The 22,860-nt window shown below is 48.0% G+C and carries 12 protein-coding genes; 7 read left to right on the plus strand and 5 right to left on the minus strand.

The features are described 5' to 3' along the window. Window positions 1-7: 7 nt before the first annotated feature. From HB364_RS19785 to HB364_RS19800, 4 genes are all read right to left on the minus strand, one after another. Window positions 8-3,457 (minus strand): SusC/RagA family TonB-linked outer membrane protein, encoded by a 3,450-nt coding sequence (locus tag HB364_RS19785; protein WP_167290060.1) that lies wholly within the window; start codon window positions 3,455-3,457, stop codon window positions 8-10. Window positions 3,458-3,705: 248 nt separating this feature from the next. Next, on the minus strand, window positions 3,706-4,956 hold the full coding sequence (locus HB364_RS19790; RefSeq protein WP_167290061.1) for a FecR domain-containing protein: 1,251 nt from the start codon (window positions 4,954-4,956) through the stop codon (window positions 3,706-3,708). Between the two features lie 100 nt (window positions 4,957-5,056). After that, window positions 5,057-5,698, minus strand: a complete 642-nt coding sequence (locus HB364_RS19795) for an RNA polymerase sigma factor (RefSeq protein WP_167290062.1) — start codon at window positions 5,696-5,698, stop codon at window positions 5,057-5,059. Window positions 5,699-6,191: 493 nt separating this feature from the next. Next, the gene (locus tag HB364_RS19800; protein WP_167290063.1) at window positions 6,192-6,599 is read right to left on the minus strand and encodes a nuclear transport factor 2 family protein; all 408 of its coding nucleotides are present in this window, start codon (window positions 6,597-6,599) and stop codon (window positions 6,192-6,194) included. A 438-nt stretch (window positions 6,600-7,037) separates the two neighbouring features. On the opposite strand from HB364_RS19800, the gene HB364_RS19805 reads away from it, so the two are divergent. The 6 genes from HB364_RS19805 (at window position 7,038) to HB364_RS19830 (ending at window position 16,463) form a co-directional block, all read left to right on the plus strand. Beyond that, window positions 7,038-9,713, plus strand: a complete 2,676-nt coding sequence (locus tag HB364_RS19805) for an ABC transporter permease (protein ID WP_246228554.1) — start codon at window positions 7,038-7,040, stop codon at window positions 9,711-9,713. Between the two features lie 131 nt (window positions 9,714-9,844). Next, on the plus strand, window positions 9,845-10,231 hold the full coding sequence (locus tag HB364_RS19810; protein WP_167290064.1) for a response regulator: 387 nt from the start codon (window positions 9,845-9,847) through the stop codon (window positions 10,229-10,231). Window positions 10,232-10,273: 42 nt separating this feature from the next. Next, entirely contained in the window at window positions 10,274-11,533 is a 1,260-nt protein-coding gene (locus HB364_RS19815; RefSeq protein ID WP_167290065.1) for a sensor histidine kinase, read from the plus strand. Window positions 11,534-11,776: 243 nt separating this feature from the next. After that, on the plus strand, window positions 11,777-12,136 hold the full coding sequence (locus tag HB364_RS19820; protein ID WP_167290066.1) for a hypothetical protein: 360 nt from the start codon (window positions 11,777-11,779) through the stop codon (window positions 12,134-12,136). A 578-nt stretch (window positions 12,137-12,714) separates the two neighbouring features. Next, on the plus strand, window positions 12,715-13,380 hold the full coding sequence (locus HB364_RS19825; protein WP_167290067.1) for a response regulator: 666 nt from the start codon (window positions 12,715-12,717) through the stop codon (window positions 13,378-13,380). Next, window positions 13,377-16,463, plus strand: coding sequence for a sensor histidine kinase (locus HB364_RS19830; RefSeq protein WP_167290068.1), 3,087 nt, complete (start codon window positions 13,377-13,379; stop codon window positions 16,461-16,463). Before HB364_RS19825 ends, HB364_RS19830 begins: the two co-directional genes overlap by 4 nt. Window positions 16,464-16,538: 75 nt before the next feature. Here HB364_RS19830 and HB364_RS19835 read toward each other — a convergent pair whose 3' ends face one another. Further along, the gene (locus HB364_RS19835; protein ID WP_167290069.1) at window positions 16,539-18,179 is read right to left on the minus strand and encodes a RagB/SusD family nutrient uptake outer membrane protein; all 1,641 of its coding nucleotides are present in this window, start codon (window positions 18,177-18,179) and stop codon (window positions 16,539-16,541) included. Window positions 18,180-18,386: 207 nt separating this feature from the next. On the opposite strand from HB364_RS19835, the gene HB364_RS19840 reads away from it, so the two are divergent. Then, window positions 18,387-22,859, plus strand: coding sequence for a M43 family zinc metalloprotease (locus HB364_RS19840; protein ID WP_167290070.1), 4,473 nt, complete (start codon window positions 18,387-18,389; stop codon window positions 22,857-22,859). Window position 22,860: the final 1 nt, after the last annotated feature.

The following is a 22,860-nucleotide window of genomic DNA, read 5'->3' on the forward strand; positions in this document are numbered from 1 at the left end:
AAGCTGATTATTTGAAATCTATTTTTATGCCGGCGGCAATCGTACGCGGCGCCGGATAGCCTGATATATAATCCGGATCAATATGCTGTTTATTGGCTCTCCATACAATACCGATATTATCGGCATATACATATACCTGTACTGCCCCGAAGGGAAGCCTGGTGAGCCGGCGGCTGTTCAGATCATAACTGATACGGATATCCTGCAGGCGGAGATGGTCGCCTTTTTCCACCAGCACGCTGGAATACTTGTAAAAAACATCCCTTGGGTCATTGTTGGGATATTGCATGGAGGGAACATGGGTAGTAGTTTCATCGCCTGCTTTCTGCCAGCGTTTGCTGAAATCAGTATGGCCTTTGCCGCCATTGAATAGTTCATCATAGTTGATGGAAGACCTCCTGAAATAATAACCGGCTTTCCAGATCATATTGGCCGAAAGCTGCCATTGTTTCCAGCTAAAGGTATTGCGCAGGCTGCCAAAGAAAACAGGATTGGCCGGGCCATTGTATTGCAGGTTGTTGAAGTCAGTGGAGTTAAGAATGGCACTGTAATCTTTGCTCTTAGCATTGTTCAGTAACCCTTGCGGGTCGCCGTTCTCATCAAGACCCATCCAGCGCAGACTGTACACAGAATGTACAGGCCTTTCTGCAAGCGGATTGAAAAAGTCGGGATTGTAATAAAAATTGATAGAGTTTTGCTGCACTTTGTATTCCGTTATCTCATCCCTGGTATGGCTGAAGAGGATAGTGCTCATCCAACTGAATTGCTTGGTATTGATATTTTGTGTATGGAGGGTAATATCAAAGCCGCTGCCTTTCATATTGGCTGTATTGCCCCGGAAAGCAGGATTGCCGGTGGTGGGGTCCAGCGGACTATTGCCGATCAGGTCTTTGGCGCGGCGGAGGTAATATTCAATGCTGCCGGTAATGCCCTTGTTAAGCGTGGCAAAATCTACCCCGATATTCATCATATACACTTTTTCCCAGCGCAGGGCCGGGTTGGGCGGGTTAATGATGCTGCCGGCTACAGCCCCATAGTTATTAATGCCACCAATGAAAGCGGTGGTGAAGGCTGATACAGTACGGTCCACATTGCCATTATGGCCATTGGTAAGGCGTAACCGCAGGTAAGGCAGCCAGTTTGATGCCTGGTAAAAATCTTCTTTGCTCAGTTCCCAACTCATGCCTACCGACCAAAGTGGTACGCCTTTCTGGTTGGCTTTCACGCCAAAGATGTTCGATTCATCCTTGCGGGCGCTGGCTGATACTGTATACCGCTGTTTGAACGTGTAGGCGGCATTCAAAAAATAAGAAATATAGCGATCGGTGGTAGTGCGGTTTTTCTTAATGAAAGGGATCATTTGCAGTTTCGAAGGGGCTTGGTAAAGCGGGAACTCGGTCACATAATCAACAGGCATGCTCGTTTGCCGGTCGGGATTATAGCCGTACTGGCGGTTATAAGATTCTTGGTTGGTGAAGCTTCTCAGTTCGGCGCCTGCAAAGGCGCTAATGGTATGTAGCTGATTCCAGGTACGGTTGTAATCAACTTGTCCGCGGATATTGTGTGCCTGGTAATTGAGGTCGACTTCATCCAGTATATCCCCATAAGGCACCGGCGTGATAATGGTAGTGCTATCGATCTGGGTAAACTGGTTGATCAGGTCCCGGGTAAAATAGCTTTCTTCCACGTGCAGGTTACGGTGTTCCGAAAAACCCTTGTTGTATTGATACAGCACTTTTGCCGATAAGCCTTTCAGAAACTGGTATTTCAATCCCACATTAATACGGTAATCGGTGACCTGCGTTTTATTATTAGCTAACCGCAGCTCATCAAGAGGCCGGTAATTCCAGTCCAGCAACCGGCCGCCGCCGGCAGTATCTATATAGGGCTGCCTCATTTTGTAATGAATGGTCAGCGCCTGGCCGCTGGCATCCACCAGGTCGGCATAGGGATAGAAGAATGGTAAACTGCTTACTGCACCCTGCCATAATTGGGTCGCAGAAAAAATAATACCGGTGTTTAATTCCAGCTTCCGGTTCAGCCAGGCATAGGTATTATTGGCATTGAGGGTAATGCGTTCGTATTGGTTGCCGCGCTGGCTGTTCAGGTTCTTATCATAGCCGGTGGAAAAATAATACTGGTTATGAGGACCACCGCCACTGGCGCTGATGGCGTATTGCTGGTTGATGCTGTGGCGATAAAAATATTGCTCCAGGTCGTTGCGTACGTCCTGCTGCCGTAAAGCATCCAGCATGTCTTTGGCGGCTTCGGGTGATAACTCGCCCTCCCGTTTTTTGATCAGGATCTCTACAGCAGGCGACAAGGCGAGACGCAGGGGATTTGTTTCCCGTTCATTGTAATGGTCCTGCCCAAATAAGAGCTCTTCCACATCAATATAGTCACCGGAACCCAACACGGGTTGATAATACAGGTCAGGCTTGGCGCCCACTGTCACATTGGTGTTGAACGATAATTTGATGGGCTGGTTGTATTTACCGGTTTTGGTCGTGATCACGATCACGCCATTGGCCGCATAAGCGCCCCAGATGGAAGCGGCGGCGGCATCCTTCAGCACTGTTACACTTTCTATATCATTGGGGTTAATATTGTTCACATCGCCGGTATAGGGGAAATTGTCCAGGATGATCAATGGTTCGGGATTGGCGAAAATAGTGCTCCTGCCCCGGATGCTGATGGAGGATTGATTGGAGTTGCCGCCGGTTTGTACATTCTTGTTAAACAGCAGACCACTGGTCACGCCGTCCAGCCGGTCAAGAATATTGGTAGATACCCGGCGGTTCAATAATTCGGGGCTTATTTTTACATAAGCGCCGGTGAGCTTTTCCACCGTGTTTTTCTGGTATCCATTGGAAACGATGACTTCTATTAATTCACTGGCTTCAGGTTTCAGGATAATCTGTACCTCCTGTTTGCCCTGCAGTTTGATGACCTCAGTCTCAAAGCTGATATTGGTCACAACAAGACTATCCTGCCGGAGAATATTGTTCAGCAGGAAATAACCCTTTTCATCACTGATGGTTTGACGGGCGCTGGCGGCAGCCACTACAGTGGCGCCGGCTATAGGATCGCCGGCAGGTGTAACGACCCTTCCGGTAACAGTAGTCCTGTCTGCCGGCAGCGACAGGCCGGATGTAGTTTGTTGCTTTGGTTTCACCAGGATGTTTACCTGGAGTATTTCATAATCAAGAGGCTGGTCTTTAAAGATCTCTTTGAGTGCATCAAGGTAGGGGGCATTCGTTACATCGATGATTACTTTTTTGGTGTTTCGTAGCAGCGATTTATCGTAGATAAAGATGAGTTTTGTTTGTCGCTCGAAATCTTTGAAAACAGTTTCGAGGGAGGCTTGCTTATAGGAAAGCGTTACCCGCTGAGCAAGTCCGTGGACGCTCAATAGCAAGCAAGTGATGGTGAATAGTAAGATAGTGGTTCTTTTCACGCCAGCCCTGTTGTTTTGGTTACTCTGTCCCCCCGCTAAAGGAAACCTTTCAACCCCTGTGGCGCTAACAGGTTATAGGCCTTTCAACAGGGATATAAAGAAAATCAAAAACTGCGAACCATGAGCAAATATAACTCATGGTTCGCAGTAGTAAGAAGATTGCTGCATGTTTCTGTGCATGCAGCACAGGATGGCTTAATGATTAATGGGAAACTTCTTTATGGAGTCAATCAACTGATTGATTTGTATCATATTGTAACTACTATTTTTCTCTCTTTCCGCTTTAATTCGAGCTTTATACCCTGCGATTGCAGGGCCTCCAGCGCAACATCTATTGAATAAGATCTTGGAATTTTACCAGCTAATGACATTGCGGGTAATGTTCCTCTGTATTCAATACCCAGATTATACCACCGGGCAATGTTCTCCAACACTACTTTTAAGTCCGATTCCAAACTGATGAATCCATTCCGCCAGGGTACTGCCGTAGCAATATCAACCTTTGTTACCTGCCGGATCTTTCCATCTGTATGCACAGCGGCCTCCTGGCCAGGTTTTAATACCTGCTTTGCTTCTTTGGTGGTGAGCTTTACAGCACCTTCCAGGAGTGTAGTCCTGATCAGGGCGTCATCGGTATAGGCATTCACATTGAAGGTAGTGCCCAGTACTTCCACCGTACCGCCATCTTCTTTTTGCGGTCCTTGTATCTCCACCCGGAAAGGTTTATTCTTATTGGGTGTGATCTTAAAAAAAGCCTCACCGGTAAGCAAAACTTTCCTTTCGCTACCGGCGAAGGCTATAGGAAAACGCAATGATGAAGCCGCATTGAGCCAGGCTATACTTCCGTCGGGAAGTACCACCTCGTACTGTCCACCCCGGGGGGTAGTTACAGTATTGTAAAGAACTGTTGATCCAACAGCTATTGGATCCCGACCGTTGGCTTCATTTCCACTATATATTAACCGTCCATTGGTCCTTGATATACTGATCTTGTGCTGCTGTATCTTTTGCTCATCACCGGTATTGTCCAGTGCTACCGTTTGCCCATCCATCAGGGTTAAGGTCGCTTTTGAACTGCCGGGCAGGATATCATCTTTTATCTCAGCATTGCCATTGGTATGCTGTTGCTCTGCTACTACAGGTTGTTGTTGGGTAGCAGATTGGAAGTAAAACCAACCCGCTACTGACAAACCTATTACCGCTGCGGCGGCCGCATATTTCCACCACATCCTTTTGGCGGGCTGAAGCTGAATTATCCGGGCGGCCGGATCTATCTGCTGCATTGTTTTCTGCCAGATAGCGTCACTATCCACCTCGGAGAAGACTTTCAGCTTCTCTGCCAACACCTTCGGGTTCATCAGTTCAGCTAACAAAGAGCGGTTTTCAGGTGATTCAGCCAACCAGGTATCCAGCTCTGCCTGCTCCTCACGGCTCAACGTCCCTTCCCGATACTTACTAATCAGGTTTGATATGATTTCAATTTTGTCCTGCTTTTCCATAAGTAATAAGGTGATAATTGAGTGTTTGAGCCTTAACAGGTCTGATACAATATATAAACAACCAGTACAGGCTTTTTGACAAAAAGATTTTTATGTTTTTTTAAGATCTGTTGTTTTTGGGGGCGACGGGCAGGGGGGAGTCATCCCTATTATATTGATAATGACCTGCCCCGTACAGGCAACCTGCCATGATCAGGAAAACCAGGATCTTGCCACGCAGCAACTGAAGGGCCCTTGCTTTCTGGTTCAATACATTCCGGGTCGAGATGCCCAGTTTGGCAGCCGCTTCTTCGGTAGTGGCGCCTTCAAAATACAACTGCTTGAACACCGCCCTGCACATCCTGGGCAGGTCTTCTATATACGGATACAATTTCTTCAGCAATTCAGCCTCGATCATTTTACGGGAAAAATCGTCTTCCGCAGCGGCCTGCAGGTAGGATAATTCATTATTGGAAGCCAGCCTGCGCTGCTTTTGCTTCAGCAGGTTGAAGCAGGCATTGCGGGTGGCAGTATAGAGAAATCCCTTTATATGTTCTTCGTTGTTAAACTGGGCGCGGCCATGCCATAACTTGGTGAAAGTATCTGCCACCACATCCTCCGCCTCTGCAGGATCAAGTCCCAGTTGCACCGCCACATAACACAATAGCCGGTGCTGTTCTTTGAACACCTGTTCAAAAGCACCTGCTTTACCCTCCCGGAAGGCAGCTATCCAATCGGCTTTATCCTGGAACTTCGGGGTCATTGCGGTGCGGGATGGTCGTTTTATTTGATTAGGTAAAATAAAAAAAATAGCCCAACGTCTGCCATATAGCAGCGCAGCAAAAAGATAAGGCTTAACCTGTTCAGGGAAGAAATGATCACAAAAATCAAACCCCGGCAAACAGTTTATCTGATAAGGGGGAGAGTGCTATGGACTGGTTGGTTGCCGGATTGCAAAGTACCTGTATATGCCTTATTTATACCGGTTCGATGCAGGTGCAAGTTTACAAAATTAAATAGTACAACCAGCGCATAGTACAAATCATCCTGCGCCAAAATGTTGCCATTTATCGCCACCAGGGCGGGTGAGCAGTAAGAATGTTCAAAAATTTGATGTAGATCAAATCGCCGGAACACCTCCTGAAACCACAAGGCTTCAGGGGTAACACGCAGGTGTTTCCACTGAAGCCTTTTTTTAAAACAGGTGAGAATTGTCTGGCCGGCCGTAGCAATCATGGCTACTTTCCCTGGGATAATTACTTTTTGAAGGCGCGTGCCATGGCTAGCGTATCATAGCAATCGCGGAAGTGAACGAGCTGGCCATCATCATTAAACTCAGAGGTCATGGCCCAGATAGAGGAAAAGAGCTTACCAGTCTCTTTTACCCTGCCTTTGCAATAACCGGTTGATACAACGAGGTGCTCATTTTCAAGAATGTGTTCCGGCACAAACTCTGTGTACTCCACCTCGTCATCCATCTGTTTGAAAAATGCTTTCACATCATTCGGTCCGTGGTAAATACCGGCATGGGGAATGTCCGGTTCGCCCATTACCTCCCAGATCACATCTTTGTGCAAACAGGAGATGATATAGGGAATATCACCGCGGCTGAAAGCATCATACATTTTGTTGACTGTTTTGCCATAACGCACTAAGGTTTCCATAAAAACAATTTTGGTGGTGAAAAAATGTTTGGAAATACATCATAGCTGGATAAGGCGATAAGGCGGGTAGGTTGGGGACCAGGGATGCGGAGGAGGGACAGGATGACTGATAAAAATGCAGGATATAAAAGGTACGAACTTTAAGACCCCAAAAGTGCAAAGAGGGTCATCTTTATTATTGATTATTGAGCAGCGTCATCAATTTTGGAAAAGCAACACTTTTAAATTTTAATATCCGCTGGTTGTAACATTTTCCCTCAGGCTAATGTCTATTCATTTTCCCTGGGCTTGCCCGGTCTCAAGCGGACAGTGGTTGTACCGAAAGCGAACACCGGGAACCTAAAAATTAGATGTAAGTAGCTGATTATGAAAAATGTATGACACTGGCATCTTTATGGTTGCTATACAGTGATTTTTTATTCTTAACGATTCATAGCCATGAAAGAACAGGACCATATCTGGACGCTTATGGCCCGCAAGCTGGCCGGCGAAGCTACCCCCGAAGAGCTCAAAGAATTGGAAGAGCTCCTGCAAAAATACCCGGATATTACCTATCCGGCAGAATTGCTGTTGAACTTCTGGGAGCAGGGACCACCCAGTGATAAAGGAGAAGCGGAGGCCGCCTATGAACGCTTACGGCGCCGCCTGGCCAAACTGAAACCCGATGCGTTTCCTTCTCCCATAGCCCGCCGCGTTACCTGGAAAAAACGGCCCCGGAGAAGTGTTCACCTGTACAATGCCCTGGCCAACAGCGGCAGCATGCTGAACAATTATTTTAAAACCTCCTGCCGCACTTTATCACGCAATAAGACTTTCTCTTCTATCAATATTGCAGGGCTTGCTGTAGGGATGGCCGGCGCTATCCTGCTCCTGTTAGGGATCGTGAATATGTATAGCTACGATCAGTTCCATACTAAAAAAGACCGCATTTACCAGGTATACAGCCAGGAAGAAAATGGGGGAGAGATAGCTACCTGGAATGGGACCCCGCATCCGGCAGGGCCGGCACTGAAAGCCGGCTGGCCGCAGGTGGAAGAGGCCGTGCGGGTAAACTGGGTGGCCGCTTTTGTACTGAAGAACGGTGATAAGCAATTGCAAACACAAGGTTACCTCACCGATCCGGCCTTTTTGACTCTATTCGATTTTCCCTTGCTCAAAGGCAATCCCCAAACTGCCCTGAATGGCCCGCACTCCATTGTGCTTACAGAAAAAGCGGCCGGTCAGCTTTTTGGTGATGAGGAAGCGCTGGGTAAGGTGATCAGGATTGACAGCAATATCAATTTTACGGTGACCGGTATCTTGAAAAACATTCCCCACAATTCCCGCTTCGAATTTGATTACCTGGTACCCTGGAACTATATGAAGGAAGTAGGGTGGGAAGATGCCAACTGGGGCAACAGTTCTATAGCCACTTATGTGTTGCTGAAGCCAGGCGTAACCGAACAAAAGGCCAATATGCTCATTGGCAATCTTCTTAAAAACAATGCGCCGGAGGTAGCTACTGAAATATTCCTGCACCCTATGCGTAAGTGGCTATTATGGAGCCGCTTTGAAAATGGGAAGATAGCAGGCGGCGCCATAGAGATAGTACGTTTACTGGGTATTATCGCCGCTTTTATATTGCTCATTGCCTGCATCAACTATATGAACATGAGCACTGCCCGCAGTGAAAAGCGGGCCAAAGAAGTGGGCATCCGCAAAGTGGCCGGTGCAGGAAGGGGCTCTCTCATTACGCAGTTCATCAGCGAATCGGTGATCATTGCGGGCGTGGCCGGTGTGCTGGCATTGCTCATTGCACAGTCGGCTCTCGGCTGGTTCAATAAGCTGACCTACCAGGAACTTTCCATTCCTTATACCGATCCACGTTTCTGGATCGCTGCGATAGGCTTTATATTGGTCACCGGTATACTGGCTGGCAGTTACCCCGCGTTTTACTTATCGGCCTTCAGGCCGGTGAAAGTGCTGAAAGGGACTTTTAAAGCAGTACATGCACTGGTTACACCCCGTAAGGTACTGGTGGTTGTACAGTTTACCTTTGCCATCATCTTCATCATTTGCACGCTCATCATTTACCGGCAGATACTGCATGTGCAGCAAAGGGACATGGGGATTAATATGGACAACCTGGCCTTTGTATACATGAAAGGAGACCTGAAAAAGAATTACCCCCTTATTAAAAATGAATTGCTGAACAGGGGAATAGCCACAGCAGTCACCCGCACCAATTGCCCCATCACAGATGTATGGAGCAGTACAGACAGCTATAGCTGGCCCGGTAAAGGAACTGGTGAAAAAATAGGCTTTGTACAATTCCTGAGCGATGATGACTTTACGCAAACCATGGGATTGAAAGTAGTGGCAGGCCGCGATATTAATACCACCCTGTACCCGACAGATTCCACGGCCATGCTGCTCACCGAGTCGGCTGTAAAGCGGATGAAACTGAAACAACCCCTGGGGCAGACTATCAAAGGCGATTACAGGGACTGGCATGTGGTGGGCGTGGTCAGTGATTTCATTCCCGGCTCGCCTTTCCAGCCGGTGAGGCCGATTGTATTGCAGGGACCCGATAAAGATTGGTTTGGCGCCATTACCTTCCGGTTAAAAAATACCAGCAAAAGTGAACTGGAAAAAGTAGCGCAGGTATTCAAAAAATACAATCCCGATTATCCCTTTGAATACCACCTGGCTGCCGAATCCCACCTGGCTAAATTCCGTGGCCAGGAAGATATTGGTCAGCTCGCGGCTGTTTTTGCCGGGTTGGCTGTTTTTATTTCCTGCCTGGGCCTGTTTGCGCTGGCGGCCTACATGGCCGAAAGCCGGGTGAAAGAGATCGGTGTGCGCAAAGTATTGGGCGCTTCTGTATCTGCGCTGGTGGCCCTGTTGTCTACCGGCTTCTTAAAACTGGTATTGATCGCCTTCCTGGTGGCTTCGCCATTAGCCTGGTGGCTCATGCATAGCTGGTTGCAGCATTTTGCTTACCGTATTGATATTGGCTGGTGGGTATTTGGTCTTACCGGACTGGCATCCCTGGTCATAGCGATCTTAACGGTTAGTTACCAGGCTTTAAAAGCCGCACTGGCCAGCCCGATCAAGGCCATCCGGAATGAATAATTCCCATGGCATCGTTATTGCATAAAAATGGCATTAAAATGCCTGCCTGATGCGTCGGGTAGTCTATCTTTGACTACTTCGTTTAACAATATAAGGTTGGCCTGCTCTCCACCTTATATAACTACTACCTGATGAATCGTGGCAAAACCTGCTTTCTGATTGATGACGATGCAGACGACCAGGAGATATTCACCCTGGTGCTGAAAAGTGTCAATCCGGCTATTACCTGTATCACCGCCAATGATGGTTTTGAAGCTGTTACCAGACTGATGGAGGAAAAAACGTTTAATCCTGATTATATTTTCCTTGACCTGAATATGCCGCGTATGGATGGGAAGGAATGCCTGCGGGAGATTAAAAAGATCGACCGGTTGAAAGGCATCCCCGTCATTATTTACTCTACTTCTTCAGAGCAAAAAGACATCCTGGAAACCCGCGCCCTGGGGGCCAGTGATTACCTCGAAAAGCAATCCAGTGTAATGGAGCTCAGGAACAGGCTGGCATGTTTTTTTAAATGATCCTGGTAGGAACAGGCGCTCCTGTAGGTAATTGCTGAAGTTATGATTATGACCAATGACTTTAATAGGGAGGTAATGAATATGCTGAATGGTATTGCCGACCGCAGGCTGGTGGAAGAAAGAATGGCGCACCTCGCTGCTATTGTAGATTCTTCTGATGATGCCATTATCAGTAAAACACTGGAAGGTATCATTACCAGTTGGAATGATGCCGCGGAAAGGATCTTTGGTTATACCGCCGCTGAAGCCATTGGCCAATCCATCACCCTGCTTATTCCCCCCAACCGGTTGCAGGAAGAGCCCCTGATCGTGGAACGGATCAGGAAAGGGGAACGTGTTGACCATTTTGAAACCAAGCGGGTCACGAAAGACAGGCGACTCCTGGATATATCATTAACCATTTCTCCCATCAAAGACAGCAGTGGCCGGGTGATCGGCGCTTCCAAGATAGCCCGTGATATTACGGTACAAAAGGAAGCGGAGCGGTTGTTGCGGGACACAGAAGAACGGTTCAGGGAAAAGCTGGAAAGAACGGTGGAAGAGCGGACCCGGGAGCTGGTACTGATCAACGAAGAGCTGGAAAGATCGAACCACGAACTGGAGCAATATGCCTACATTGCCAGCCATGACCTGCAGGAACCCCTGCGGAAGATCCAAAACTTTGCAGAACTGCTGAAGATGCATATCCAGGATGCGGAAGCGGTGGAGGCTTACTATAGCAAGATCAATGATACGGCCAGGCGGATGTCGGCTCTTATCAAGGATGTATTGAATTATTCCCGGCTATCCAAATCAGGCATGGCTTTTGGGCCGGTTGACCTCAACGGGGTGTGGCAGGATGTGATCAGTGATTTTGAATTATTGATCGAACAAAAAAAAGCAGTGATAGAGACAGATACCCTGCCTGTAATAGCAGGAGATGCTTCCCAGTTACGCCAGCTTTTCGGAAATCTTATCAGCAATTCACTCAAGTTTTGCGAACAGGTGCCGCGTATACAGGTCAGGTCTACGATCATTAAAGTGCCTGCCCAGGCAACCATGGGCAATCAGGCATCCGGCAGTTTTGCTGAAATTATTTTCACGGATAACGGTATTGGCTTTGAACAAAAGTATGCCGACCAGATATTTGTCGTCTTTAAACGGCTCAATAACCGCCAGTTCTACAGTGGTACGGGCATTGGGCTTGCCTTATGTAAGAAGATCGTGGAGCGCCATGGCGGCGTCATCAGCGCCAGCAGTAAACCAGGCAAAGGCACTGCTTTTACTATACTGTTGCCTGTAACTACACCGGAAAAACAATAGCCTTCATTTTTTTGCGTCATTCTACCCGATCCCCGCCGGGAAAGATGGTAGCGTAATGGTACCCGTAGTGAACGAAACAGGTAGCCTGATTGTCGGGGATTGCTCTGAGATAGTACTAAGATAGCTCTGGGATAGCTCCAAGATAGTACTAAGACTGTATCATTCCCAGACCATTCCCAGACCATTCTTAGACCATTCCCAGACAATACCTGAGCATAATACTACCAGTTAACGCCCCTGGCCATGCAGTTCGTAGCCCAAAAAGTGGTTAAGGCTGCTGAAAGTAGCAGTGGTCTTTATTTCTTAATCAGTCAATTCTTTCACCCGGATGCCCTAACCTATCTTTGCTACACCATGGAAGAAACCATCATCATTACTGTTCCGTATAAAGGAGAAGAGCGACACTTTGAAGCGCAGTTGCAAGGGAGAGGATATACCCATCGTTTCAGGATACTTATAGGAGAGGTGGAAGTATTTTTTGAACCGGATGAAGAAAGGCAATACCGGGCTGTGATACCACCGGAGCAGGCCCAGGCCGTGCAGAAAATAGACCCCGCTTTATTGGAAGCAATAGCGGCAACGCTGCACGAGGCGCTTGCCTGAAGGATAGGGTACGGAATAAAAACAGAAGACTCCCTACAGTGAAGCTGAAAATACACTCGACTTTCCCAACGATCCCCCATGGATGTGAAAAGTCTCCTGCACTCCTTGAACCAACACCGAGGAAGTCTTGCTGATTTCCCATTGTTCTCATCGCCTGTGCAAAAAAATGATGCCAGGTATATTGCCTGCTAATAATTATCGAAACTGATGGTGTTACTTGTTAAGAGGCCCAACCCGCAGGAAGCCCGAAGAGCCCCTCAGGGGTAAAAAGGAAAGGAATCAAAAGAGGTAATCAATTGTGCAGTGAAGATCAGGACAAATGTAAAGCCAGATTCAATACAGTAGCGCAAGATCGTTGTATTTCTACCCCCGTTATAGAAATCTGACGATAGGGTAAACCCTTAGATGTCCGCTGTTCCTGGCTGTATCCGGGTAAAATTTAAGTAGAAGTCCTGACCAGGACGGGCATAAGTAGAAAAATAACTATGGAAATTTAGTGATTATATGAGCTATAAATACCGGTATTTCCAATGAAAACCCTGTTGTATTCTATATTTTTGTAAAGCATTACCTGTCTTATGGCCAGAATATTAATTATTGATGACCATTCTATTATCAGGGTGGGCATTGCCTACCTGATCCACCAGGATACACCCGCTGCTATCATTGACGAAGCGAGGAGCGGTGATGCCGCGGTGACGCTCCTGAAGAAGAATCCTTATGATCTTGTTATCCTGGATGTGAATATCCCCGGCACCGATACCATTGACCTGATCAGTTACCTGTTGACGGCCTCGCCCCACCTCAATATCCTGATCTTTACCATGAATCCCGAAGAATGGTATGGCCGCCGCTTCCTGAAGATGGGGGTTAAAGGTTTCCTGAATAAAGAATCCCCCGAAGAGGAGATCAGGAAGGCCATCTGGACCGTATTGAAAGGTAACCGGTATATCAGTCCGGAACTGGCACAGATCATCTCGATGGATGCCCTGGAAAAAAGGAAAGAAAACCCTTTCGATGAACTGAGCAACCGGGAGTTTGATGTGGCCATGCGCCTCACCCGCGGCGATTCCGTGTCCTTAATAGCCGAATCGCTGAACCTGCACGCTTCTACCGTTGGTACCCATAAAGCACATATCTTTGAAAAGTTAAAGGTGAACAATATTATACAACTGGCCGATCTTGCCCGGTTGTATAATAACAAGCAGACCCCTGAAGGGTCCAAAGCTAATGGCAGCTTATGAGTGTTTTCCGTTGGTATTGCTTATTTACCACAGCCTGTCTTTCCATCGTATGTCCGGTTGCCCTGATAGCCCGGCAACAGCTGCCTCCCTCTTTTGACCGGCATTATGTAACGCATTATGATGACAGCAGCGGGTTATTCTCCAATGACATCACCGGTTTTTTCGAAGACCTGAACGGGTACTTTTGGTTTACCACACAAAACGGGCTGGTAAAGTTTGACGGCCGGCATTTCAGGCATTTTGATAAAGACAATGTGCCCGGACTTACCTCCAACCGGTTCTATTCACTCAATAGCGATGCAAAGGACCCTATTTATTTTGCCGATGAAAAAACAGGCGTACATAAGATAAACAGCAATGGACAGCTATCGTCTGTACCTGGTTTGAAAGCCAGGCACAATTTCCTGATGAGCCGGCATGGGTACCTGTTTGATATGCGCCCTTACCTGAAGACCACGGAAGATTCCACCCGGATCATCAAAGAACTGCGCGCCACCAAACATGACCTCGCCATGCATGAATTTTATCCCGATGCGGTGGGCAATGCCTGGTTCCTGAGCGCTCATGACATCAGCTATTTTAAGCAGGGACATTTTGAACCGGTAGACGATTACGACCGGGAAGACAATGCCCATTTTTACATCGGGAATACCTTGTTTGCGGTTGATCCTGGTGGTAGTATCCGCGTCTATACAGCCGGCAACAACACCGGCATCCGGTTTTCGCTGCAAAGCATACTGGCGCCGTTTAATGAAAAAGGACGCCCGGATATCCGGCAGACCAGGTTTTGCTCCAACCGGTCGGGTACTTTCCTGCAATACCACAACCGGTTATATGCACTTGATTTCGACGGACAAACGGTCAGGGCCACCCTGCTGTTACAAGACCTCCCCCTGCCACTGGTAAAGGATGTTTTTTATTCGGCACGGTATCGTTTATATGTATTTACCACCAGCACCTATGGGTTTTACCTGGTCAGGGAACAACCTTTTACTGTTCGGCATTTTAAGCAGGGTATGGAAAACAGCTTTACAGCAGCGGTGGAGGTCCAGCCGGGACAGGTGCTCACTTCCAACGGGGTATTGTTTACCAAAGAGGGCGCCAGGCGGATCTATAATTATGATAGGCTCCTTTCCAATACGCTATTAAAGGACAGGCAGCAGCGGGTCTGGTTCATGGGAGGCGATACCCTGTTTTGCCTAAACAACCGGTTACAGGAACAGCAACGCTGGCTCGTATCCGGAGACACCTACCTGATCAGCCTCCAGGAAGATGATAAAGGCACCATCTGGTATTTGACCAATAATGGTCTTGCCCGCATAGACAGTGGCCGGCTCCGGTTTGTATACACCCATTATACCGCATTCGGCCGTGCTCAGTGCCTGTTCTTTTTCAATGATACCACCATCTGGCTGGGAACTACCCAAGGGCTTTTTGCCTTTAATAAAAATACCCGTGCCTTTACGGTCTGTCCTGCCATGAAGGAGAAATATGTACGCCATGTTTACCGGGCAAGGGACGGTAGTATCTGGATCGGCACCTATGATGATGGCTTTTATACTTACAGGGATGGGCATTTTATAGCATTGCCGAAAGACCGGATGAATTACCTGAAGTCGGCCCATTATTTTATGGAAGATGACCAGGGCTTTTTCTGGATACCTACCAATAAAGGTTTATTCCAGGTAAAAAAGGCGGCGCTGGATGAATATGCCGTCAACAGGAACCGGCCCGTGCATTATTATTATTACGACAGGAATGATGGATTTGCTTCCAATGAATTCAACGGCGGTACCAGCCCGGCAGGTATACGCCTGCACGATGGTACTTTTTCCTTGTGTTCTATGAAGGGGCTGGTATGGTTCCATCCGCAGCAGGTGAAGCCTGTATTACCGGAAGGGAATATTTATATAGACAGGGTATGGATAGATACCCAGGAAGTAAAGTATGCTGATACGTTACGGTTTGTAGCAGGCACCAGGAAGGTTAGCTTTGAGATTTCCTCGCCATTCTTCGGCAACAGGATCAATTTTACGCCTGAATACAGGATCGCCGGGGTTGACAAGTCCTGGACAAGAATACCCGACGATAATACCATTGCGCTCAATTACCTGGAGGCCGGCGACTATACGCTGGAGATACGGCTGTGGAGTGGATTTGGCGCAAAGGAATACATTACCCGCACACAGTTGTTTTCCATTGCGCCTTTTTTTACAGAAACCCTGTTGTATAAGATATTAATGACCGCGCTGATCTGTGCGGTGATCAGTGTGATTGTAGTGGCTGTGGCGAACAGGAGGAAAGACAAACAGAAGCAAAAGGCATTGAGTACGCTCAATCAGCAACTGCAAAACACCGTAACGGAATTGAGGGAGTCGGAGGAAAACCTGCACCAGAGTAACCTGCTGAAAGATAAGATCACCTCTATTATCCTGCACGATATACGGTCTCCGCTGCGTTTTATCAACCTGCTCAGTAACCAGTTGCACACCGGGCTTACAGCAGCTAATAACCAGCGGTTAATGACATTGACCACTGAACTGAAAAGATCAACCGATCAATTGGATAAATTCACCCGTGAGTTATTGGTATGGTTAACCACACAGCAGGCAGGCTTTAAGATCCGCCGGGAATACCTGTATGTACGGGAGCTGTTCCGGGAAACAGAAGAGTTTTTCAGCGGTATTGGCTTCAACAACAATAATACTTTCCTGATAGAGCCGGGAGAAGATATCGGAATCTGGATAGACAAACAATTGCTCAGGATCATACTGCATAATTTAATAGATAATGCCAACAAGCATACGGAAGGAGGTACTATCCGGTTAAGCGCTTTCTTACAGGGAGAGGAACTGGTCATAAAAGTGGCCGACACAGGAGAGGGGATGAGCTTCCAGGACCTGGCTTCTGTGCAAAGCAGACTGCAGGATACCGGGAATGTATTTGTAACGGATAGCGGCTCTAACCTGGGGTATAGGATCATCCGCGATTTTGTGGCCAGGCTGAATGGCCGTATTGAAGTGGAGAGCATGCTGAAGCAGGGAACTACGGTCACTATTTTCTTCCCTTTTCCTTTGGAGTGATTTGCTCACCGGTAATAAAAAGAAGAGGCCGCCTGGTGTATACAACAGACGGCCTTTTTCAATTATATGGTCGGGTTAGTTGTAGCCTGCATTTTGCATCAGGTTGAAATTCCACGCCAGTACCGCTAACGGTACAGGCAGGTACCTGTTGTAGGCGTTAAAACCAAGCGGGCCAAGGACGGTCATGGTGGTATTCCAGCGCACCAGGGAAGCAAAGCGCATGCCTTCACGCGCCATCTCACGTTTCCACTCTTCCTGTACCGCGCCTCTCAGTACAGCAATATCCCCTGAGGTAATATCAGCAAGACCGGCACGGCTGCGCAGGGGGTTGATACCATTCCGGGCATTTTCAGGCAGGTTCAGTTCTACCGACGCCTCGCTATTGATCAGCAGTATCTCGGCAAAGCGCAGCTCCGGCAGGAAGGTTCCCTTGGTAAACACCTTTTTGGCGTCACTGTTAAAGAGCTGTGTGGCGGAACTCCAGATGATCTCCGGGCTGGTGGTTTGCGTAAACATATTATTACCGTTGTCCAGGGACAAGTTATAATCAATGATTATGCCCGCAGAAAGATCAAATGCTTTTTGATATTTCTTTTGTTGCAGGCTCAGTCTGGCCAGTAAGGCATTGCAGGCCGATACAGACAGTTTATTCTTGTTGGTAACTAGATTGGCAGCCTGCAGGTCGGCCTTGGCGGCGGTCAGCAGACTTTCTATATAATTTTCGGTCTCCTCCTGCGTACGGCGGATGGCATCGGGATGCAGGTATAACCATTCCTGTACAGGAAGGCCGCCAAAATATTGGTTCAGTTGCAGGTATATATAGGCTTTAAGCGCTTTGGCCTGACCGGTAATCGCTTTCTTCTCAACATCGTTCATGCCGGTGGCCAGCTCTGTATTGGCAATGAGGCTGCCCAGTCCGGATACTAATAAAAAGCCATCTTTCCAGTATTTGGTAACTGTTTGATCATACGGCAGTATCTGATAGGTATTAATGGTGCACCAGGGGGCGCTAAGCTGGTTACAATCGTATTCGTCGGTATACACTGCATCGAGCGTGATGGCTGTTTCATGCCAGCGGCCAACAGCCGCATAAGCAGCCAGCAGGGCGGTATTGAGCTCGGTGGCATTGTTGCGGCGTATAAACACCCGGTTGTCCAGGTGGCCGATCAATACCTTTTGTTGCACTTTTTGATCTTTGGTCACTTTGATCTTCACCGCCGGAAATTCTTTTCCATCATTCATGTCAATAATCCCATCTCCATTGAGGTCGTCATACCAGAAATTACCGGCTGCTCCGAATGGATTGAGCGGTATGGACTGCGCTGCGGGCGCTGCCTGGTACAGGCTGTCGGCAGCAAAGCCGCCTACGCCCTTCGTAAAATACAGGAGGTTAGATATTTTTTCATGCATATACGCTGTTTCTGCTACGACAAAGTATTCACCCGGATCGGGGTTGCTGAATACTGCCTCGCCATTCGCATTGCTGGTGGCGGTATAGGATGGGCTGGCAGGATACGCCGCTGCTGATGTATACAGCGATACTGTAACGCCTTCGGTGGCCGCACCATTAGGTGAGGAGGCCGTCCATAAAGTCGCATTGTAAACAGTAATACTGGCGGTGGTGGAGGGTGTTTCCTGTCCGTTGTTATCGTCCTTGTTTTTTTTACAGGCGCCGAGACAGGAGAGCATGGTAAGGTAAAGGATTGGTTTTTTCATATTGGTGATTTATAGGATATAAGCGGTTAAATATAATACCGGAAATGCAAACATTATAGTAATGGAGAATGGGTATTTTTAAATCTTTTTTTGTGTAATAAGACAGGCGGCTGCTGTATCATAGCAGGTGTTGGTCACTGTTGTGGTATTAACGTGTTGTAACCCACAAAAGGGTTTAGTATATTTACGATTACTCAACTATCCTGTATGTTAAACCCCTTGCCCGGCAAGCTTCGCCGGCTGCCCTTTTTGCTTTTTACGTTTTTCTCCTGCCATATTGTATTAGCCCAATCCACCGTTAAAAGGCCACTCACACCTGGCTGTGGTACTATCGTACAGCGGGAAGGTATTTACCGTGCCGGCTGGGAGGCCTTTGAAAAAGGCATTACTCAAAAGCGTGCTCAACGCCTTGCGGCCCGCGAACCTTCGGGTACCGTTTACACCGTACCGGTGGTATTCCATATTATTCACCAGAATGGCGCAGAGAATATTTCAGAGATCACTATCAGGAATACCCTGAACCTGCTCAATGATGCTTTTGCCAACCGCAATGCCTATCAAAAAACCGATGGGGTAGATGTGGAGATCCGCTTCTGCATAGCGCAGCAGACGCCGGATGGTACGATACAAACCGGTATTACCCGCCATGAATCGGCGCTTACAGATATGACCCTTGAACAGGATGATGCAGCCTTGAAACAGATAGGGCAATGGGACCCGCGCAGCTTTATCAATATCTGGATCGTACGCAGTATTAACTCTTCCACCAGTGGTCCCGGTGTAGCTGGTTATGCTTACCTGCCCAGCATACATGGCAGCGCGGCTGATGGTATTGTGCTGGAAGCTGCTTTTATGAATGGCGATGCCGATAATGCCAAAGTACTTATTCATGAGGTAGGCCATTACCTGGGCCTGTACCATACTTTTGAAGGTGGTTGTAAAAATGATGATTGTACCACCAATGGCGACCGTGTATGTGACACGCCGCCCGATGGTTCTGTAGCCGCCGTTCCCTGCGGTACAGCGACCAATACCTGTACCACCGATGCCAATGACCATAGCACCAATAACCCCTTCAGGCCGGTGAATATGGGTGGTTTGGGTGATCAGCCCGATATGATCCGTAACTATATGGATTATGGCCTGTCCCAATGCCAGGATAAATTTACCGAAGGACAGAAACTACGGATGCGCGATGCGCTTACCACAGCGAGGGCCAGTCTGCTGCTGAATACCGGTCTCTGTGCGGAATGTAATACGCCCATTACGGCAACCATCAATGTACCGGATGTGGTAGCGGCCGGTACACCGGTCACCTTTTCGCTTACCCTGAACAATCCGGCTGTTTTTGTTAACTGGGTGATAGATGGACAAACCTATACCAACCAGTCAACAGTTACCCTTACTTTCCACCAGGCGAAGCATATTACAGCTACAGCCACGATTACGAACAGCAATCCCGGTTGTTTTGCGCAGGTGAGCAAGCAGGTGCAGGTGACGTGCAGTGCAACACCTGCTTTTACGGCCAGTCCCGATGACCTGGTAAGCGCCGGTGAAACCATCAGCTTTGTAAGCACCAGTACGGGTACGCTTACCTGGAAGGTGGATGGTGTGGCCGCTGGTACCGGCCCTTCATTTAACTACCTGGTGCCGGATGATAAAAGCCGGCTGGTAACGCTTACAGTGGACAATGGCGTTTGTGCTACGGTGAGTGAACCTTATTATGTGCGGCCAGGTAATTGCAGTGACGACAAGCAAAACAACGTATGGTTTTTTGGGGAACTGGCCGGGCTTGATTTTAATTTTAAGCCGGTCAGGCCCAGGATAGGATATATCAAAACCATTGAAGGCAGCGCTACGTTCTGCGATGAGAACGGGCAGCCCCTGTTCTATTCGGATGGTTTAAAGGTAGGTAATGCCCAAATACCGCTCATTCTGCAAAATGGAACGGGACTTACCGGTAATGAGTCCACCACACAGAGTGCTTTATTTGTGCCTATGCCCGGCAGTGACCGTTTTGTATACCTGTTTACCGTAGCGGCCCAGGCAGGGGAACATACGCCCAATAACCGGGGCGTTTCCTATTCCATTATTGACCGCCAGGGTGATAATGGCAGAGGAGCCGTGACCACAAAAAATATAGAGATATTACCGGTTTCTACGGAAATGATCACTGCGGTGAAAAACAAACAGGGTAATGGTATATGGGTGATTGCTCACCAATGGGAAAGCAATGCGTATTATAGCTGGCTCGTTTCCGATACCGGCATCAGCAGCCAGCCTGTTATCAGTCGTACAGGCACTGTGATCAATCCTTCGGTTAATCATTATCTGACCCCCTATATGGCGGCCATTGGTGAACTGGAGGTATCTCCTACCGGTAAAAGACTGGTCATGGCCAATAGCGGCTGGAACTTTTGTGAAGTATCTGATTTCAATAATGAGACAGGGGTAATTTCCAATACCATTCACCTGGAGAACCAGCACACCGAAAACATCTATGGCGTTTCCTTTTCACCCAATGAGCGCTATGTATATGGTACCTCCAATAGCCCTGCAACACTTATGCGGTTTGACCTGGAAGCAGGCGATGCGGCAGCTATCAGTAACTCCGTGAAGGTGCTTTATAAAAACAGCACTACTGGCGGAGGGCAGATACAACTGGCGCCGGATGGTAAATTGTATATGGTGCTGAATGAATATGACAATTATTTATCAGTTATCAGTAATCCCAATGCAGAACAAATAGCCGAATGCGGCTTTGCAGTAAAGGGGGTGCAATTGTGGCAGAATACAAAGAACATGCTGGGCTTACCCAACCAGGTACAGGGTGTTAATACTATCAAGCCGGTTATTTATGGTCCGGAAAGAATATGCCGCACCACGCCCGATTCCCTGGTGAAATATGTATTTAAGAAAAAAGGACGGGCTACTTATTCCTGGACCCATAAAGGAGTGAATCAACTGGTGGCCTTTACAGATTCAAGCACCACCCTGCGTGTTACCGCCTCAGGCCGTGATACGCTTATTCTGCAACGTACCGCTTCCTGCGCTATGCTCTATGACACGCTCATCGTTGTATCAGGAGACCCTATACATATCTTTTTAGGAAATGACACTACCATGTGCGAGAACAATTACCTGTTGAAGGATGCCGGTGTTGGGTTCGATACATATAAATGGAGTAACGGCGATACTGCTCACTATATCAACGCGCACGCAGAAGGATGGTTGTGGGTGCAGGTAACCAGTAAGGCCGGTTGCAGTTACCGCGATTCCATGATGGTCAACTGGCGCCATTTGCCTGCACTGAATCTTGGTAATGATACGTCTATCTGCAATACCATTAACTATACCCTCCAGGCGCCGCCGGGCATGACCAGTTACCTGTGGAGTAATGGATCAACCGGGTCTTCCCTGGCCATCACTGATTCGGGGACCTATAGAGTTACTGTTTTTACAAACAATTGTTATTTCAGTGACACTATCCAGGTGAAAAAGAATATACCGCAACAGATCTTTGACCGGGATACGCTGGATGCCTGTGCCAGTTATGCTTCACTTTCTGTGCCGGCTGGCATGACCGCCCATCACTGGACCTTGCCCGATGGCACAGATACAGTAGCCACTGAACTGATGGTATTTGTAAGGGGGTGGTATAGAATTACCTACGCCAATAATTGCGGGTCAGGTAAAGATTCGGTGTATGTAAACATACCCATGGTAGCACCGGACCATAAATTATATACCTGTGGAGATACCCTGGTGATAACGCCTCTGATCAATTTTTCGATGATGATAGGTTTATATGGTACTTCCGGCAATTATGTAATGGCGTCTAATGGCATAGATATTAAGGCCTATAAGTCGGGAACCTATCTAATGATCGGACAGGACGACGATGGATGCCAGGCCCTGCAGGTAGTAGAGATATTCCTCGGGTCGTCCCCTGTAAAACCAGCGATACAACTGGAGCTGGGTAAGGATACCGCTATCTGCGGCAGTGGGGTGGTTGGGTTAGATGCAGGCGCAGGCTTTACCAGCTATCATTGGAGCAATGGTGCACGGGAACAAACCACTACAGCTTATAATGCAGGCGTGTATAAAGTAACGGCTGCTTATTGCGGCTATACCTGGGAAGACAGCATTCGTGTGGTCAATAGCAATACTATTTCAGTTGACCTCGGACCGGATACCACTCTTTGTGCAGGACAAACGGTACAACTCAGGACGAGCGGCAATTATGACTGGTATAGCTGGAGCAACGGGCAAAGTACGCCGGCTGTTACAGTCAACACTACCGGGAAATATTATGTTACCGTTGGAATAGGTAGTTGCTCCGCCGCTGACACAGTGAATATAACAGCCTGCCCGCCGCCGGGCGGTGGAGGTGGTGCGGACAGCTCCTGTAATGTGATATTTCAACTGAAGCCCAATCCCGGCAGTTACTATGTTACTTTATATTCCTATTGCCCTTACGTATCAGACAGAATGCTGGCCCTGCGGGTGATCAGCATGGATGGCAAAGAGGTGATGAAGGTACACGGTAAGATGAATGACCTGAATACTGCCCTGAACAGGGTGATGCCATCACTGGCTTCAGCCATGTACATCGTGGAGATAATCTGCCCCGTATGCCGCGACGCCAAGCAACGATTGAAGTGGCAGATTATGCGGTAAA

Origin of the sequence: Paraflavitalea devenefica (assembly GCF_011759375.1) — a bacterium.
Classification (GTDB): Bacteria; Bacteroidota; Bacteroidia; order Chitinophagales; family Chitinophagaceae; genus Paraflavitalea; species Paraflavitalea devenefica.